Source organism: Gordonia sp. YY1 (genome assembly GCF_009872315.1).
GTDB classification, from domain to species: Bacteria; Actinomycetota; Actinomycetes; order Mycobacteriales; family Mycobacteriaceae; genus Gordonia; species Gordonia amicalis.
Map to the genome: position 1 here is coordinate 82232 of NZ_WXYI01000010.1, position 16084 is coordinate 98315.

14 protein-coding genes, 4 tRNA genes and 1 pseudogene are annotated in these 16084 nt (G+C 66.7%); 4 read left to right on the top strand and 15 right to left on the bottom strand.

Translation table 11 applies throughout. From position 1 onward, the window contains the following. The 11 genes from BPODLACK_RS14500 to BPODLACK_RS14550 all read right to left on the bottom strand — a co-directional run bounded on the left by BPODLACK_RS14500 (position 1) and on the right by BPODLACK_RS14550 (position 6443). Positions 1–900, bottom strand: a complete 900-nt coding sequence (locus BPODLACK_RS14500; RefSeq protein WP_024499801.1) for an ABC transporter substrate-binding protein — start codon at positions 898–900, stop codon at positions 1–3. A gap of 110 nt (positions 901–1010) precedes the next feature. Beyond that, on the bottom strand, positions 1011–1727 hold the full coding sequence (gene rplA, locus BPODLACK_RS14505) for a 50S ribosomal protein L1 (protein ID WP_006358216.1): 717 nt from the start codon (positions 1725–1727) through the stop codon (positions 1011–1013). A 145-nt stretch (positions 1728–1872) separates the two neighbouring features. After that, entirely contained in the window at positions 1873–2307 is a 435-nt protein-coding gene (gene rplK / locus BPODLACK_RS14510; RefSeq protein ID WP_006435298.1) for a 50S ribosomal protein L11, read from the bottom strand. 210 nt (positions 2308–2517) lie between these two features. After that, a complete protein-coding gene (nusG, locus tag BPODLACK_RS14515; protein ID WP_006435297.1) occupies positions 2518–3351 on the bottom strand; it encodes a transcription termination/antitermination protein NusG in 834 nt (277 codons plus the stop codon). A 67-nt stretch (positions 3352–3418) separates the two neighbouring features. Beyond that, positions 3419–3901: a preprotein translocase subunit SecE gene (secE, locus tag BPODLACK_RS14520; RefSeq protein WP_006435296.1), complete on the bottom strand. Its 483-nt coding sequence runs from the start codon at positions 3899–3901 to the stop codon at positions 3419–3421. Positions 3902–3940: 39 nt separating this feature from the next. Continuing rightward, positions 3941–4013, bottom strand: a tRNA-Trp gene (locus tag BPODLACK_RS14525). Between the two features lie 467 nt (positions 4014–4480). Further along, positions 4481–5578: a fused (3R)-hydroxyacyl-ACP dehydratase subunits HadA/HadB gene (locus BPODLACK_RS14530; protein ID WP_006435295.1), complete on the bottom strand. Its 1098-nt coding sequence runs from the start codon at positions 5576–5578 to the stop codon at positions 4481–4483. Between the two features lie 237 nt (positions 5579–5815). Further along, entirely contained in the window at positions 5816–5983 is a 168-nt protein-coding gene (gene rpmG, locus BPODLACK_RS14535) for a 50S ribosomal protein L33 (RefSeq protein ID WP_003929651.1), read from the bottom strand. 93 nt (positions 5984–6076) lie between these two features. Beyond that, positions 6077–6150 (bottom strand) — tRNA-Met (locus BPODLACK_RS14540). A gap of 21 nt (positions 6151–6171) precedes the next feature. Next, positions 6172–6244, bottom strand: a tRNA-Thr gene (locus BPODLACK_RS14545). A 118-nt stretch (positions 6245–6362) separates the two neighbouring features. Further along, positions 6363–6443, bottom strand: a tRNA-Tyr gene (locus tag BPODLACK_RS14550). A gap of 150 nt (positions 6444–6593) precedes the next feature. Between BPODLACK_RS14550 and BPODLACK_RS14555 the strand changes: the two genes are divergently transcribed. Both BPODLACK_RS14555 and htpX read left to right on the top strand, forming a co-directional pair. Continuing rightward, a complete protein-coding gene (locus tag BPODLACK_RS14555) occupies positions 6594–7085 on the top strand; it encodes a YajQ family cyclic di-GMP-binding protein (RefSeq protein ID WP_006435294.1) in 492 nt (163 codons plus the stop codon). 200 nt (positions 7086–7285) lie between these two features. After that, positions 7286–8143, top strand: coding sequence for a zinc metalloprotease HtpX (gene htpX, locus BPODLACK_RS14560; RefSeq protein ID WP_006435293.1), 858 nt, complete (start codon positions 7286–7288; stop codon positions 8141–8143). A gap of 137 nt (positions 8144–8280) precedes the next feature. Here the strand turns inward: htpX and BPODLACK_RS14565 are convergent, their stop codons facing one another. Then, entirely contained in the window at positions 8281–9297 is a 1017-nt protein-coding gene (locus tag BPODLACK_RS14565) for a polyprenyl synthetase family protein (RefSeq protein ID WP_159405522.1), read from the bottom strand. 119 nt (positions 9298–9416) lie between these two features. Here BPODLACK_RS14565 and BPODLACK_RS14570 point away from each other — a divergent pair, with 119 nt between their 5' ends. Both BPODLACK_RS14570 and BPODLACK_RS14575 read left to right on the top strand, forming a co-directional pair. Next, the gene (locus BPODLACK_RS14570; protein ID WP_006435291.1) at positions 9417–10691 is read left to right on the top strand and encodes a geranylgeranyl reductase family protein; all 1275 of its coding nucleotides are present in this window, start codon (positions 9417–9419) and stop codon (positions 10689–10691) included. A gap of 239 nt (positions 10692–10930) precedes the next feature. Continuing rightward, positions 10931–11964, top strand: a pseudogene (locus BPODLACK_RS14575) (oxygenase MpaB family protein). Between the two features lie 44 nt (positions 11965–12008). On the opposite strand, the gene BPODLACK_RS14580 reads toward BPODLACK_RS14575, so the two are convergent. The 3 genes from BPODLACK_RS14580 to BPODLACK_RS14590 all read right to left on the bottom strand — a co-directional run bounded on the left by BPODLACK_RS14580 (position 12009) and on the right by BPODLACK_RS14590 (position 16051). Further along, positions 12009–13628, bottom strand: a complete 1620-nt coding sequence (locus BPODLACK_RS14580) for an HNH endonuclease signature motif containing protein (protein WP_006435289.1) — start codon at positions 13626–13628, stop codon at positions 12009–12011. Between the two features lie 479 nt (positions 13629–14107). Continuing rightward, positions 14108–14815: a demethylmenaquinone methyltransferase gene (locus tag BPODLACK_RS14585; RefSeq protein WP_006435288.1), complete on the bottom strand. Its 708-nt coding sequence runs from the start codon at positions 14813–14815 to the stop codon at positions 14108–14110. An 81-nt stretch (positions 14816–14896) separates the two neighbouring features. Further along, positions 14897–16051 carry a glycosyltransferase family 4 protein gene (locus BPODLACK_RS14590; RefSeq protein WP_024499799.1) on the bottom strand — a complete coding sequence of 385 codons (1155 nt, stop codon included), beginning with the start codon at positions 16049–16051 and terminating at the stop codon, positions 14897–14899. Positions 16052–16084 lie beyond the last annotated feature (33 nt).

Below are 16084 nucleotides of genomic sequence, written 5' to 3' on the forward strand. Positions count from 1 at the left end.
TCAGTTCGAGGGTTGTCCGTCGACGCCGGAAACGATCTGGGCAACGTCCCGGACCAGGTCGACGACGCGCGGACCCCATCGGCTCGCGATGTCCTCGTCGAGGACGTGGACCTGCCCGTTCACGACGGCACGCAGGTCGCTCCAGCCGGCACGCGCGGCGACCTTCTCCGGTGTGACCGCGCAGCACTGGGAGTCCGCCAGGAAGATGATCTCGGGATCGCTCTCCAGGATGTACTCGGTCGACAGCTGCGGATAGCCGTTCTGCCCGGATGCGATCGACCGCAGGCCGAGAAGCCCGTAGATCTGGCCGAGGTAGGTGTCGTCGGTGACGGTGTAATACGTGTCGTCGAGCTCGTGGAAGTAGGTCAGCGGCACCTCGCGCAGCGGGACGGTCCGGACGGTCCGCTCGATCTCGTCTCGCATCGACGCGACGAGCTGATCGGCCTTCTCGGCGTGGCCGGTGGCCTCGCCGATCTGCTGGATCTGTGCGTACGTCTCGTCGAGGTTCTTCGCCGCGGGGAGCCGCAGCACCTCGACGCCCACCCGGTCCAGACCGGCGATGATGTCGTTGTTGTCGTCGGTCAGGACGACGAGATCGGGGTCGTAGGCGAGGATCGCCTCGAGGTTCGGGGTGTACCCGGACAGTGTGGTACGCGGGGCCTCGGCGGGATAGTCGGACTGGTCGTCGACGGCGACCACCTGATCACCCGCACCGACGGCGAACAGCATCTCGGTGGTCGTCGGACTGAGCGACACGATCTTCGACGGCGTCCCCGACCCCACCGCGACGTCGTTCCGGCCATCGTCGGCACCACAGCCGACGAACACAAGCAACATCGTCAGCAGCGCGGCGGTCACCGCACCACCACGACGACGGGTTCCGGCAGGGATTCTCACCACGAGCCAATGACCTCCGAGGAAAAGAACGGGGAGACAGAACACGAGGGGCCCGGCAGTGATTTGCCGGACCCCTCGTGGTCTCTGTCTACGCGAGAGCGCCTACTACCGGATCAGGCCTGCGGCGCTTCGGCGAAGTTGCGGCTCACCTGCGGGTCGACCGGGATGCCCGGACCCGTGGTGGTGGAGACGGTGACCTTCTTGATGTAGCGGCCCTTGGCTGCCGACGGCTTCGCACGCATGATCTCGTCGTACGCGGCGCCGTAGTTCTCGGCCAGCTTGGCCGGGTCGAACGAGGCCTTGCCGATGACGAAGTGCAGGTTGGCTGCCTTGTCGACGCGGAAGTTGATCTTGCCGCCCTTGATGTCGTTGACGGCCTTGGTGACGTCGGTGGTCACGGTGCCCGTCTTCGGGTTCGGCATCAGGCCACGCGGTCCGAGGACACGCGCGATGCGGCCGACCTTGGCCATCTGATCCGGGGTGGCGATCGCGGCGTCGAAGTCCAGCCAACCACCCTGGATGCGCTCGATCAGGTCCTCGGCGCCGACCTCGTCGGCACCGGCGGCGGTGGCCTCGGCGGCCTTGTCGCCGGCGGCGAACACGATCACGCGGGCGGTCTTACCCGTGCCGTGCGGCAGGTTGACGGTGCCTCGAACCATCTGGTCTGCCTTACGGGGGTCGACGCCCAGCCGGATCGCGACCTCGACGGTCGCGTCGGTGTTCTTCGACGAGGTTTCCTTGGCCAGCTCCACAGCCTCCAGCGGGCTGTACAGCTTGGACTTGTCGACCTTCTCGGCCGCGGCCGCGTAGGCCTTGCTCTTCTTGCTCATTGCTCTGTTCCTTCTCCGCACTGAAACGGCGGGGTGTGTGGTGCGGGCCGAGCCGGCCCTCCCACGGGGTTCTGTTTGCTGATCAGCGGACCTGCCGGTCCTGCTGATCGAGTAGTCCGAGGCGCTAGCCGAGGACGTATCGAGATCAGCCCTCGACCGTGATGCCCATGGACCGAGCAGTACCGGCGATGATCTTCGCGGCCTGGTCGATGTCGTTGGCGTTCAGGTCCTCGGACTTGGTCTTGGCGATCTCACGGACCTGGTCCATGCTCACCTTGCCGACCTTGTTGGTGTGGGGCTCGCCGGAGCCCTTCTGGAGACCTGCGGCCTTCAGGAGCAGCTTCGCAGCCGGCGGGGTCTTCAACTTGAAGTCGAAGGAGCGATCTTCGTACACGAAGATCTCCACCGGGATGACGTTGCCGCGCTGCGACTCGGTCGCCGCGTTGTAGGCCTTGCAGAACTCCATGATGTTCACGCCGTGCTGACCGAGCGCCGGACCCACGGGCGGGGCCGGGTTGGCCTGGCCTGCCTGGATCTGGAGCTTGATGATCCCGGCGAGCTTCTTCTTCTTGGGAGGCATCTTCTGTTCCTTGCTTGTTTCCTTGCGAATCCACGCCCGCTGGAGACGTAGAAGTCTTGTGTTTAACCTGCTCCCCGCTCCCTGAGGTGCGAGCGAAGCTGCTTTCCCCGCTCCCTGAGGTGCGAGCGAAGCTGCTTTCCCGCTCCCTGAGGTGCGAGCGAAGCTGCTTTCCCCGCTCCCTGAGGTGCGAGCGAAGCGAGCCTCGAAGGGTCAGATCTTCTCGACCTGATTGAACCCGAGCTCGACCGGTGTCTCGCGACCGAAGATCGACACGAGCACCTTGACCTTGCGCTGCTCGGCGTTGACCTCGCTGATCGACGCGGGCAGCGTCGCGAACGGGCCGTCCATGACGGTGACCGATTCGCCGACCTCGAAGTCGACCTCGATGACGTTCGACGCGGCGGCAGCTGCGGCTTCGACGCCCTCGGCGGCCCCACCCTTGGCGGCGGGCTTCTTGGCCTCCACACGCGGCATGAGGAACTGCAGCACCTCGTTGAGAGACAGCGGCGATGGCTTGCTGGTCATCCCGACGAAACCGGTGACACCCGGGGTGTTGCGAACGGCGCCCCACGACTCGTCGTTGAGTTCCATGCGAACGAGGATGTAGCCCGGAAGCACCTTGCGGTTGACTTTCTTGGGCTGACCGTTCTTGATCTCGGTGACCTCTTCGGTCGGGACCTCGACCTGGAAGATGTAGTCACCGACGTCGAGGTTCTGCACGCGGGTCTCGAGGTTGGCCTTGACCTTGTTCTCGTAGCCGGCGTAGCTGTGGATCACGTACCAGTCGCCGGGCGCGCGGCGCAGTTGCTTGCGCAGCTCCTCGACCGGATCGACCTCTTCTTCAGGCGCTTCTTCGGCGGACGCGTCCTCAGAGGCGACGTCGGTCGCGGGAGCGTCGTCGCCCTCGGCGGCCGCCTCGACGTCGGTGTCACCGGCCTCGTCGACTGCAGCCTCGTCGACCTCGTCGGTCACGGCCGCGTCGACGTCGGTGTCAGCCACGTCGACGGCGTCGGTCGATGCGAGTTCGTTCTCCGGGGTGCTCACTGCAGCCCACGCTCCTTATGGTTCATCTCCGGTCGGCTCCCGCTCGCCCGGCCACCCACCGCGTGGGTCAGCCGAACAACCAGAGGACGCCCTTGGCAAAGGCCAGGTCGAGGCCGGAGATGAACGCGGTCATCACGATGACGAACACGAGCACGACGATCGTGTACGTGATCATCTCGCGCCGCGTCGGCCAGATGACCTTCTTCAGCTCGGCGACGACCTGCGTGAGGAACAACCAGATCCGAACGAACGGATTCCGACTGTCCTCAGCAGACGCCTTTTTCTTCTTCTTGCGTTCCTTGACGGCTACCGACGACCCCGTGTCGGAGTCGGCGTCTCCGTCGGTTCCGGATACACCGGTCGACGAGCGACGTCCACGAGCCGAGCGCTTGCCGGACGGACGCAGCTCCTTGGCGGCGCCGGTCGACGTCTCGTCGGCCGCTGCACCGCCAGTTGCCTCGTCGCGACCGTCGAGCTCAGCCGCTGCCGAATCGGCCGCAGAACCCTCGGCGGCTTCTTTGGCGCGGGCAGCCCGGTCTCGCTTGCTCAACTTCGCGGTCCTCTCGTCAACGTGTGCCCTTCACCAGGGCAGGGGCGACAGGACTTGAACCTGCAACCTGCGGTTTTGGAGACCGCTGCTCTGCCAATTGAGCTACGCCCCTTTGCGACTTCCCCACCGAGGTGGTTCCGCTGCCATCCGATCGAATCCCGGTCTCGCGACCGGCGCCTGCGATTCATCGCCGACAAAACCAACGCGCCACCCTATGGGTAGCGCGCAAGCCTGAATCAATCAGACACTTCAGTGTAGATCACCGGGGCTGTGGACCCAAAACGCGCTCCATCTGCTCCCTCGACGACCGTACACGCCGCGGGCCCCGCGACACCCGGCGAGCCCCCGAGACACCACCACCGACATGGCTGACATCGCGCCGCGACCTGCAAAGACGCTCACGTCCCGGGGTGTCGAAAGCCGGGCCGGCTGCGCCGGATCGACACCCAGACGCCCTGAACCGAGGACACGAAGTCGCACGCGACATCGACCCGGATGCACGACTCGATCCACGTCGCACCGCCTGAACCATGTCGCATGCGAACGCGGTTCGGTCGGCCCCGTCGGTGTCGGGAAGCGTCAGTTGAACTGAACGACCACCGTGGCGCGGCCGAAGATCCGGCGGTCGCCCTGTTTCGCGGTGATCGCGATCGTGCCGCGCCGGGTCTCCGGGTCCAGGGACTTGACCTTGCCGGTGAAGTCGACGGCGGCGCTGTCGTCGGCCGGGACGTACACCGGACTGGTGAAACGCACGTTGTACTCGCAGAAGGCGGCCGGATCACCGATGAACTCGGAGACGAAGCTGGCACCGAGGCCCATCGTCTGCATGCCGTGGGCGACGACGTCGTCCATCCCGGCCGCGTTGATCACATGGTCGGAGAAGTGGATCGGGTTCGGGTCGCCGGCGACACCGGCGTAGTTGGACAGGTTGCCGCGCGTGAGGAAGTACCGCTTGGGCGTGAGTTCCTGCCCGACGGAGAGAGTGTCGAAGTTCACCGCGGCGTAGGCGCCGGGCGACTGGGTCGGGTCGGGCAGGTCATACCGACCGGCCTTGGGCTCGACGGTGTGCCCGGGTTCCCCGATCGCGTCGATCTTCATCATCACGTGGTCGAGCGAGGCCTCGAGCTCGGGATCGACGTCCATGCCGGGACGAGCGGCCAGCGACGTCCAGGTGGTCATGACCGGCTCGTCGTGCTGGTTCCAGATGACGTTCTTGGTGACCATCAGGTCGATCATCTCGGGGCTGCTGACGTGACGGAACGACTCGAGCGAGACGTCGCAGATCAGGCGGTCCCCGACCTTCATCGGCTGGTGGTAGACGAGGCGCTGATCGGTCTGCATGATCTGCCACATGTCGTAGCCGGTGATCACGTCCTCGAACAGCTTGCGCTGCGCGATGATGCCGAGGACCGAGACGTATGTGGGCGCGGCGATCAGGGTCTCGTGCCCGAATTCGCGGGCACCCTTCTCACTCCAGTGGGTCGGGTGCGCGTCCTGCACAGCCATGGCGTGCTTACGCACCTCTTCGCGGCCGATCTCGTAGTAGTCGTCGACGGTGTAGTGGAAGCCGACAAGCGACTGGGTGTGCGCGGCGATCTCCTCGGGGGTGAGCTTGGCGCCGCCGTTCCTCGACTCGGCTATCCGCTCCTGGAGGTCTGTTCCACTCGCGTCTGACATTGACTACTACTCCCTTCGCATGACCGATCCGGGAGGGCCCGGACCGGACTACGTGGGCCGCTTGTCGACGACCCACCCGCGCCGCGCTGCGCGTGTTGTCTCGATTGAGTCTATTTAGTTGTGCGAAGCACCTCGTGACCGGGCGACCCCCTACCCGGTAACAAGCAAAACGAGCCGCCTCTTCGCAGAGGCAGCCCGTGTGCTGGTTCTTGTACCGGAATCGCCGACAGGCGTTGTCTAGCGCGATTCCTTGTGCGCCTGATGCTTGCCGCAGTTCGGGCAGAACTTCTTGATCTCGAGGCGATCGGGATCGTTGCGGCGGTTCTTCTTGGTGATGTAGTTACGGTGCTTGCACACCTCGCAGGCCAAGGTGATCTTGGGGCGAACATCTGTTGAGGAGGCCACTTGATTGCCTTCTTTCGGGTGGTACGTGGTCGGGTTCGGCAGTTCCCTCAGGGCTGGCGACCCTTGCGCTCGGTTCCGGTCGGACCCGATGTGTAGCGGTGGAGGGACTCGATCCCTCGACCTCACGATTATGAGTCGTGCGCTCTAACCAGCTGAGCTACACCGCCCCGCGGACTTCTCGTCCAGCGAGCCCCCTGACGGAATCGAACCGTCGACCTTTTCCTTACCATGGAAACGCTCTGCCGACTGAGCTAAGGGGGCGTGCCCCGGGCATTTCTGTCCGAGAGCCTTAACGAGGTTACACACTCACGTCCGTGCTAGACAAATCGCTGGTCAGAGACCGTCTGTCGGGCAGTTTTCGTGAACATCGACCACGCCGTGGCAGGTATAGGATTCGAACCTATGTAGCTTGCGCGACGGATTTACAATCCGCTCCCTTTGGCCGCTCGGGCAACCTGCCGTGCTGCTCCCACGGCCGCCGTGACGGTCGTTCGAACAACGCGGTGAAGAATACAACGAACCATACGTCCGCATGCAAACCGGCTGGTCAGGGACGGGTATCTGCGGGCTGTCACCGATCCCGCGGCGGCAATGGCATAACCTGTCGGACATGGCTGATTCATCGTTCGACGTGGTGAGCAAGGTCGACCGCCAGGAAGTCGACAACGCCCTCAACCAGGCTGCCAAGGAGCTGTCGCAGCGCTACGACTTCCGCGGTACCAACACCGGTATCGAGTGGTCCGGCGAGGAGACGATCGTGATCACCTCCGACGCCGAAGAGCGCGCGCAGGCCGGTCTCGAGGTGTTCAAGGAGAAGCTGATCCGCCGTGACATCTCGCTGAAGGCGTTCGACGCCGGCGAGGTCGTCGGATCGGGCAAGACCTTCAAGATCAGCGGAAAGCTGGTCCAGGGCATCGACTCCGAGCACGCGAAGAAGATCTCCAAGAAGATCCGTGACGAGGGCCCGAAAGGCGTCAAGGCTCAAATCCAGGGCGACGAGCTGCGCGTCTCCAGCAAGAAGCGCGACGACCTGCAGGCCGTGATCGCGCTGCTCAAGGGCGAGGATTTCGGCATCGCCCTGCAGTTCGTCAACTACCGCTGACCTCGACGACGTCCCCGCCCGCCATCCGTGCCGGGCGGGGATGTCGCCGTTCACCCCACCGAGCCCACGACGCCCGGCCGCTTGCGATGTGTGTGCAAGATCGCACCGGGTCCGCCGGAAACCCAAACGGACGTTGCGTCGTTTGAATGAACGAGGCGCCTTTCATCCACCGGTCGGCGCGCGACAGACGAGGACCCGCGATGCATTTCAACGGATTGAAGACCGCAGCCCTGTTGGGTGTGATGTCGGCGATCATCGTCGGAATCGGTGCGCTGTTCCAGAGCCCCCTGATCCTCTGGGGCTCGGTTGTCCTCGCCGTGGGCATGAACGCCTACGTGTACTTCAACAGCGCCAAGATGGCGCTGAAGGCGATGCACGCCCAGCCCGTCACCGAGCTGCAGGCGCCCGTCATCTATCGCATCGTGCGTGAGCTGGCGACCTCGGCCCACCAGCCGATGCCTGCGCTCTACATCTCGCCCACCGAGAACCCCAACGCCTTCGCGACGGGCCGCAACCCCAAGAACGCCGCCGTGTGCTGCACGACGGGCATCCTGCAGCTGCTCGACGAGCGCGAGCTGCGTGCCGTGCTCGGTCACGAGCTGTCGCACGTCTACAACCGCGACATCCTGATCAGCTCGATCGCGGGCGCGATGGCCGCCGTCATCAGCGGCCTGGCCAACTTCGCGATGTTCATGGGTGCTTTCGGCGGCCGCGACAGCGGGCCCAATCCGCTCGCGATGCTCCTCATCGCCTTCCTGGGACCGATCTCGGCCACCCTGGTGAAGATGGCGGTGTCACGTTCACGCGAGTTCCAGGCCGATGAATCAGGCGCCGAACTGACCGGCGACCCGCTGGCTCTCGCCTCCGCGCTGGCGAAGATCTCCGGCGGGGTCCAGGCCGCCCCGCTGCCGCCGCAGCCCGACATCGCCGCGCAGTCACACATGATGATCGAGAGCCCGTTCCGCGCCGGCGACCGCATGGCGAAGATGTTCTCCACCCATCCGCCGACCGCCGAACGCATCCGGCGTCTGCAGGAGATGGCCCGCAACGGGCAGTGACCTCGATACGCGGCGTCCTCGCTTCGCTCGGTCGTCGCTACTCGGCCAGCAGGAACTGCCGGCTGAGCCCACCTGCCAGTTGAGCCCCCTGCCGGCTGAGCCGGTACCGAGCGCAGCGAGGCACCGCGTCGAAGCCCCTACCCGACCCGCTCGACGGTGTAGTCCACCAACGACGACAACGCCTTGTGTGCCGGCGTCTCCGGCAGCTCCGCGAGCATGGTGTGGGCCTCGTCGGCGAAGCTCTGCAGCTTGGCCCGCGCGGCGGCCATACCGGCCGACGAGCCGAGCAACTCGAGTGCCTCGGCGACCTCGGCGTCGTCGGTGAGCGGGCGTGATCCGCCCTCGGCACCGACGAGCAGTTCACGCAGCCGCGCCGACGTGGCGTCGTCGCCGGTGAGCGCGTAGAGGACGGGCAGGGTGTGGACACCCTCGCGCAGGTCGGTGCCCGGGGTCTTCCCCGACTCGACCGAGACCGAACTGATGTCGATGATGTCGTCGGAGACCTGGAAGGCCACGCCGACGATGTCGCCGATCCGGGACAGCCGCTCGATGTCGTCCGCGGTCGCCCCGGAGGCCATCGCGCCGAAGCGTGCGGCGGCGGCGATCAGCGAACCCGTCTTCTCCCACACCACCTGCAGGTAGTGGTCGATGGGGTCGGCGCCGGGTTTGACCCCGACGGTCTCCCGCATCTGGCCGGTGACGAGTTCGGCGAAGGTCTCGGCGATGATGCGCACGGCCTCGGGGCCCAGCGTCGACACCAGGCGGGAGGCGCGGGCGAACAGGAAGTCGCCGGAGAGAATCGCGATGGAGTTCGTCCAGCGGGCGTTGGCGCTCGGGGCGCCGCGGCGCATCGAGGCCTCGTCCATGACGTCGTCGTGGTACAGCGTCGCGAGGTGAATCATCTCGACGACGGTCGCCGACGTGATGACGTCCTGCGAGTCGGGACGCGGCCCGAACTGCGAGGCGAGAATGGCGAACATCGGCCGGAACCGCTTGCCACCGGCCTTGGCCAGGTGGGTCGCCGCCTCCGTCATGACGTCGTCCCCGGACGAGAGCTCGCTCAGCAGCAGGTCCTCGACCTTCTGCAACGAGGAGCGCACCGTTTCGGCGAACTCATCCGATACCAGGTCCAACCCGGCGAATGTGGACTTCACAGCTAGGCCGCCCCATCTCGTCTGATCCGGCAAATTCGTGGTGGCGGATGCCCGAGTGTCCTCGTCGCCCCACCTGCCTGCCGAGCCTATCCGGTCGGGGCTACGGACATACTGTTCGGGTGAGCCCTGAGAAGACGACGCCCCAGGACGCTGCCCCCTTCCCCGACCACGCGGACGTGTTGGTGGTCGGCGCGGGACCGGGCGGGTCGGCGGCCGCCGCGCATGCCGCCGCGGCCGGACGCGACGTCGTCCTGGTCGACGCCGCGGTGTTCCCGCGCGACAAGACGTGCGGCGACGGACTCACCCCGCGCGCCGTCGCCGAGCTCGACGCCCTGGGCCTCGGCTCTCTGGTGGCCGACCGGCCGCGCATCGACGGCCTGCTCCTCAACGGGTGGGGCGCGCGTCAGCAGGTCCGCTGGCCCTCGGGACGCTTCCCCGCCTACGGCAGCGCGGTCGCCCGCACCGAGTTCGACGACGCGATCCGTGCCCACGCGGTGCGCACCGGCGTCCGAATGGTGGAGGGCGCCAAGGCAATCGACGTGACGATGGACGGCGACCGGGTCGGCGCGGTGACGTTCTCCGCCGGCGGCGACACCCACACCGTGCGGGTGGGTGACCTCATCGTCGCCGACGGCGTGCGGTCGGGATTGGGCAAAGCCCTTGGCCGCGAATGGCATCGGGACACGGCCTACGGCGTCGCGGCGCGCGCGTACGCGCCATCGGCACGTGCCGACTCCCATTGGATGGGTTCGCATCTGGAGCTGCGCGGCCCCGAGGGCGAACTCCTCCCCGGCTACGGATGGGTGTTCCCCCTGGGCGCCGCGGGCGGCGGACTGGTCAACGTCGGAGTGGGCGCGCTCGCGACCTCGAAACGACCGGCGCACATGGCACTTCGACCGATCCTCGAGCACTACGCCGCCATGGTGCAGGACGAATGGGCACTGGGCGGACCGCCGGTCCGTATCGCCTCGGCCCTGCTGCCGATGGGTGGCGCGGTGACCGGGGTCGCGGGCCGCAACTGGATGCTGATCGGCGACGCCGCCGCCTGCGTCAACCCGCTCAACGGCGAGGGCATCGACTACGCGATGGAAACCGCCCGGCTGGCCGTCGAACTCCTCGGTGCCGACGACTACACCGACCGCTGGCGCGACATCCTCGTCGGCCACTACGGGCTGGCGTTCTCCGCCGCCCGACGCCTCGCCGGACTCCTGACGATGCCGCAGACGGTGCCCACGCTCGGCCGTCCGGGCATCCGCTCACCGCAGCTGATGTCACTGGTCGTCCGCGTCATGGGCAATCTGATCACCGACGAGGACGCCGACCTCGTCGCCCGCGCCTGGCGGACCGTCGGTCGCATCTCCAGCCGCATCGATCCGCGGCCGCCGTTCGCCTGAACCTCGATACGCGGCCGGCGGGCGCAGTCCCGCGGCGTCGTTTCCCAGCCGCCGATCGAATCCGGTCAGCGGCCGGGAAGCGGTCGCCGACCGGACCGAAACGTGCACGCGGGAAAAATTGCGACGTCTCACCACCCCGGCACACCCAATGAGACATAGAGGCGGTAATGTTCCAACCTGTGTGGCCTCGGCCACACACATGCAACAATCGAGACCACCGCCGACCCAGGAGATGCACGATGCCCACTGCATCCACTCTCGCCACCCGCGCCAAGCACGCCGTCCAGAACCGGGTGACGCAGCGCTATCACCTGCGTGGCGACATCGATCGGATGGACGCCGACAACGACCCGACGTCGATCGCACGGGCACTCGGCACCCAGGAGTTCCCCTGGGGAATCACCCAGGCGCTGAGCTTCGCCCTGTTCCGCACCTACGCGGTGCCGTCGATCGGCGACCTGCTGTACAAGACGAGCCAGTTCACCGAGTCGACGCAGAAGCGCTACGACGACACGGTCCTCCTTCTCGACGCCCCGATCGAGCACGGCGCGACAGTCCACTGGGACGCGCCGGCATCCGGCGCATCAACCAGATGCACGGCATGTACGACATCTCCAACGGCGACTTCCTCTACGTGCTGGCGACCTTCGTGGTGTGCCCGGTGGAGTGGGTCAACGCCTACGAGTGGCGCAAGCTCACCAGCCACGAGATCCGGGGCCTCACGAACTACTATCGCCGGCTCGGTCAGCTGATGGGCATCAAGGACATCCCGGAGACCTACGAGGGCTTCAAGCAGTTCTACGAGGACTACGAGACGGCCAACTTCGCGTTCAGCCCCGACGCCCTGGCCGTCGCGGACTCGACCCTCGACCTGCTCGGCACCTTCATGCCCTACAAGCTGCTCTCCCGCGCGGTCGTACGCCGGATGTCGTTCGCGCTCATGGACGATCGCCTGCTCAACGCGTTCAAGTACCCGAAGCCGACCCTCGTCGAACGTATTCTGGTGCGTGGTGGACTGAAGGCCCGCGGTCTCGCGATCCGGCTGTTCTTCCCGCCGCGGACCGAGCCGCTGTTCGGCCGTCAGACGAAGCAGATCCGCAGCTACCCCAACGGTTATCGCCTCGAGGAACTCGGCACCTTCGGGGCCGGTTGCCCCGTCCCCGGCGCGTCGAATCCCGAGAAGGGTTCCGGCGCAGCACAGTCCGCGCCTACCGGCTGCCCGGTCCCGCACGACCTGATCGCCGAGGACGCGCGGCAGGCCACCGGCTCCTGACCCTGCGGTTCTCCGAGCTCGGAGAGTCACCGCGCTGGAGGGGTTCAGATCTTGTTGAGTCCGAGGAGTGCGGCGCATCGCAGTTCGATGGGCGACAGGTCCTTGAGAGACAGACCCCGGTTTACGGGCGCCTCGGATTGGTGGCCGATGACTTCGCGGATCTCGAGGCGTGTTTCATCGCCGGACGCCGGGTCGGGTCCGTGGATCTCCTCGCGTACCTGTTTCAAATGTTCGGCGAACCGGCGCGGTAGATCAGGTCGCCGATTGATCCGCTCCGGATTCGGAGGGGCACCGGGTTCGACGTTCAGCTGCCAGGTACAGCGGCCTTCATCGGGTCCTTCGCGGACCATGCGGGTGGTGTATTGGCCGGGTTGGTTACCGACCATGTGGTGGTGTCGGGTGCAGGCGGGAGTGAGGTTGGTGATGTCAGTGAATCCGCCGTCACCCCAATCGATTTGGGCGTGATGCATTTCCACGTGGGCGGCGGGTACGCGGCAATCGGGAGTGGAGCACGATTCGCCGTCGGGCCGGGCGAAGGACACCAGGCGTTGTTCGCGAGTGGCCAATCGTTTGCCTTGTCCGAAGTACAACGGGACCGCGGTGGCATCTTCGAACACCGCCAACCACGGTTGCGCATCAGCGGCCAGCTTGATCAGATCCGGGATCGGGATCAACGTGCCGGTCGCCGTCGTCGCCACCCCGGCTTCACGGATCAGATCATTGAGGTCAGCTTTGACGATCAACTGCTCCGGCAGTCCGCGGTGACTGGTGCCGAGCATGCCGTCGTCGAACACTGCTTTGAGTAGCGCGTTGAACGCGTCATGGTTCAACTGCGCCGGGCTGCGGTCATCACGCTCGGCCGCGGCTGCCAGCTGGTCGGGGTCGGCGTCCTCGATCGACCCGCACGGGGATTCAGCATCATGCGGGTTGTTCATGCCGGGTTTCGCCCACACGGCCAGCATCATCTCCAACCGCGCCACCAACTCGGGGGTGAGGGTGCCGTTGAGTTTCGCGGTCCCGTCGGCACGTTGCCGGTTGAGCCAGAAGTTGCGGCGACGTTGCCGATCCGCATCATCGGCGAGGGTGCCGTCCGGGTCGAGATGGCCCAGGAGTCGGGCGCCGAGGTGGGTGATGTCGGCCGGGGTGTGCTCGACCGCGATCTCGGCCATCTGCTGTTCGGCCGCGACCTGCACATCATGGGCGACGGCGTGCGGAATCTGGTCGAGCACGTCGAGCACCGCGTGCACGTGCGCGGACCCGACTCGCCCGGCGGCGAACGCCTCGGCCAGCGCCGGATGTGCGGGTGCGAGGGGTTCACCGGTGGTCAGATCAGGAAACGATGCGGTGGCCCGGGTTTGTTCGAGACGTTTACCGGGATTGGCCATCCGCAGGCGGTGGGTCATGAACTGGATGATGCTGCGATGCCCGGTCTTGCGCGGCAGATCACGTTCGGTGGCTTCCACGATCTGACGATCGCCGGCGAAAGTCAGTCGCGCGATCGCCCGTTCGGTCTCTACCGCGACATCGACCAGTTCGGCATCCGAACACCCGGTCAGGTTCACTGTCTGCAGCTGATCGATGAGGGTGTGGATCTGGCCGACCAACACGGCGGGACCCGAGGGTGGCGGTGTGGTGGTGTCATCGCGCAGTGCGTGATCGGTCATGTGGTCACCCCCTGGAGACGTCGACTCGAATACGTGTTCGATAACTCGACTGTAGGCGCAATTCGGCTGCCTCGCAACGAGTATCGAGGATCAGATTCATTTCCGGACTTGTCGGTGGTGTCTGGTAGAGGGGCCTTTCGATACGCTCGCAAGCTCGCTACTCAAGGAACAGAAAGACCGCTCGCAAACTCGCTACCCAAGGAGCGGAAGGTTCCTCGCAAACTCGCCTCAGAGAGCGGAGAGTTGCTCGCAAGCTCGCTACTCAAGGAACAGAAAGACCGCACGCAAGCTCGCTACCACGGTAGCGAAGGGTTCCTCGCCAGCTCGCTACCCACCGATCGGACTGCACGCACTCCTACCTCGTTGCCCCACAACCGAAGTCGCATGCGACACCGATTCGGGATCTGCGACGCCAGCTGACGTCGCCGGACCGGATCGAGGTCGCATGCGACGTCGTTTTCGAAGTGGCGTCGGGGACGTCAGGCCCGGGCGGAGTGGATCGCCGCGATCCCGCCGGTCATGTTCTGCCAGCGCACCTGGTCGAAGCCGGCGTCGCGGATCAGGTCGCCCAGCGCGAACTGGTCGGGCCAGGCCCGGATCGATTCGGCCAGGTAGACATACGCGTCCGGGCTGCTCGACACCTTCGTCGCCACCGCCGGCAGCGCCTTCATCAGGTACTCCATGTACACGGTGCGGAACGGCTTGAACGTCGGCGTGGAGAACTCGCAGACCACCAGTCGCCCACCGGGTTTCAGCACACGACGCAGCTCGGCGAGCGCAGTCGGGACATCGTTGACGTTGCGCAGCCCGAAGGAGATGGTGGCCGCGTCGAAGGAGTCGTCGGCGAACGGGAGCGAGAGCGCGTCGGCCGCGACCTTGGGCACGTCGCGGTGGGCGCCGGCCTTGAGCATGCCGAGTGAGAAGTCGGCGGCCACACAGTGGGCACCCGACGACGCCAGTTCGACCGTCGACACCGCGGTCCCGGCCGCGAGGTCGAGCACGATGTCACCCGGACGCAGGTCGAGCGCCTTGCGTGTCTTCTTGCGCCACCCGCGATCCTGCCCGAAGGACAGCACCGTGTTGGTGATGTCGTAGCGTCGGGCGACGCCGTCGAACATGGCCGCGACCTCGGCCGGATCCTTCTCCAGACTTGCTCGCTGAGGTGGGTTCGCGCCCGTCGATGCCATGCCGCTCACGCTACCGCGCGCCGGCGCCACGACGAGCGTGAGGTACGCCGCACGCCGCCACCGCGACCGGTGTCCCGGCGATCAGGCGGGCCGGTCGAACTCGGCCGCGGCACCCGCCCCGGTCACCGACCGGTAGTGCCCCACCAGCTCGGCGCACACAGACGGCCAGGTCCGTGACCGCACCGCCTGGAGTGCCGCCCGACCGAACGCGGCCCGCACCGCATCGTCGTGCAGCGAGTCGACGATTGCCGGCAGGGCGGCCTCGAATCGCGCGACCTCGAGCAGGTACCCGGTGCGGAACGGCGTCACCAGATCGCACGGTCCGCCGGCAGCGGGGGCGATGACCGGCAGGCCGCTGGCCATCGCCTCCTGGATCGTCTGACAGAACGTCTCGTGTTCGCCCGCGTGCACGAAGACGTCGAACGAGGCGTACGCCCGGGCCAGCGCGTCGCCGCGGAGCTCGCCGGTGAACACCGCATCCGGCATCAAGCGTTCGAGGCGAGCGCGTTCGGGACCGTCGCCGACGATCACCAACCGCACCCGCGGGTCCCCGGACAGCCCGGCCAACCGTTCGACATGCTTCTCCGGCGCCAGCCGACCCACGAATCCGCACACCAGCGCGTGGTCGCGGTCCTGCCGCCACTGCGCGCGCAGAGCCTCGTCCCGACGGTCCGGCGCGAACAGGTCGAGGTCGACGCCGCGCCCCCACTTCCGGAGCCGCGGCACGCCGCGCACGGCGAGGGCGGTCATCGTCTCGCTCGACGGCGCCAGCGTCAGATCGCACATCTCGTGCAACAGGCGGGTGTATCGCCAGGCCGCCTTCTCCACCGCACCCAGCCGGTACGACGCCGCGAACCCGGCCACATCGGTCTGGAAGACCGCGACCACCGGCACGCCCAGCGCGCGCGCGGCGACCGCGCCCGCCGCGCCCACCACGAACGGGGAGGCCAGGTGCACGACGTCGGGCCCGAAGTCGCGCAGCACCCGGTACAGCAGCGGCATCGGAACCCCGACCGGCAGCGACGTCACCCGCGGAACCCGCACCGACGGCACCAGGTGCACCGCGGTCCGCCGCCCCACGATCCGCGGCGCAGAAGAACATCTCCGCGGTGTGTCCGGGGCGATGACGACCACCTCGTGGCCGGTGGATTCCAGATGCTCGACGACCCGCAGGACGGAGTTGACCACCCCGTTCATCTGCGGGAGGAAGCTCTCGGCGACGATCGCGACGCGCATGCCCCGACCCTGACCCGTCGACCTGACGGGCAG

What these genes read in the sequence shown, in the direction of transcription:
- BPODLACK_RS14580 (WP_006435289.1), bottom strand. Translation starts at nt 13,628, where the DNA reads ATGACCGATCACGCACTGCGCGATGACACCACCACACCGCCACCCTCG.
- rplA (WP_006358216.1), bottom strand. Translation starts at nt 1,727, where the DNA reads ATGAGCAAGAAGAGCAAGGCCTACGCGGCCGCGGCCGAGAAGGTCGAC.
- BPODLACK_RS14530 (WP_006435295.1), bottom strand. Translation starts at nt 5,578, where the DNA reads ATGTCAGACGCGAGTGGAACAGACCTCCAGGAGCGGATAGCCGAGTCG.
- BPODLACK_RS14555 (WP_006435294.1), top strand. Translation starts at nt 6,594, where the DNA reads ATGGCTGATTCATCGTTCGACGTGGTGAGCAAGGTCGACCGCCAGGAA.
- rplK (WP_006435298.1), bottom strand. Translation starts at nt 2,307, where the DNA reads ATGCCTCCCAAGAAGAAGAAGCTCGCCGGGATCATCAAGCTCCAGATC.
- BPODLACK_RS14590 (WP_024499799.1), bottom strand. Translation starts at nt 16,051, where the DNA reads ATGCGCGTCGCGATCGTCGCCGAGAGCTTCCTCCCGCAGATGAACGGG.
- BPODLACK_RS14585 (WP_006435288.1), bottom strand. Translation starts at nt 14,815, where the DNA reads ATGGCATCGACGGGCGCGAACCCACCTCAGCGAGCAAGTCTGGAGAAG.
- htpX (WP_006435293.1), top strand. Translation starts at nt 7,286, where the DNA reads ATGCATTTCAACGGATTGAAGACCGCAGCCCTGTTGGGTGTGATGTCG.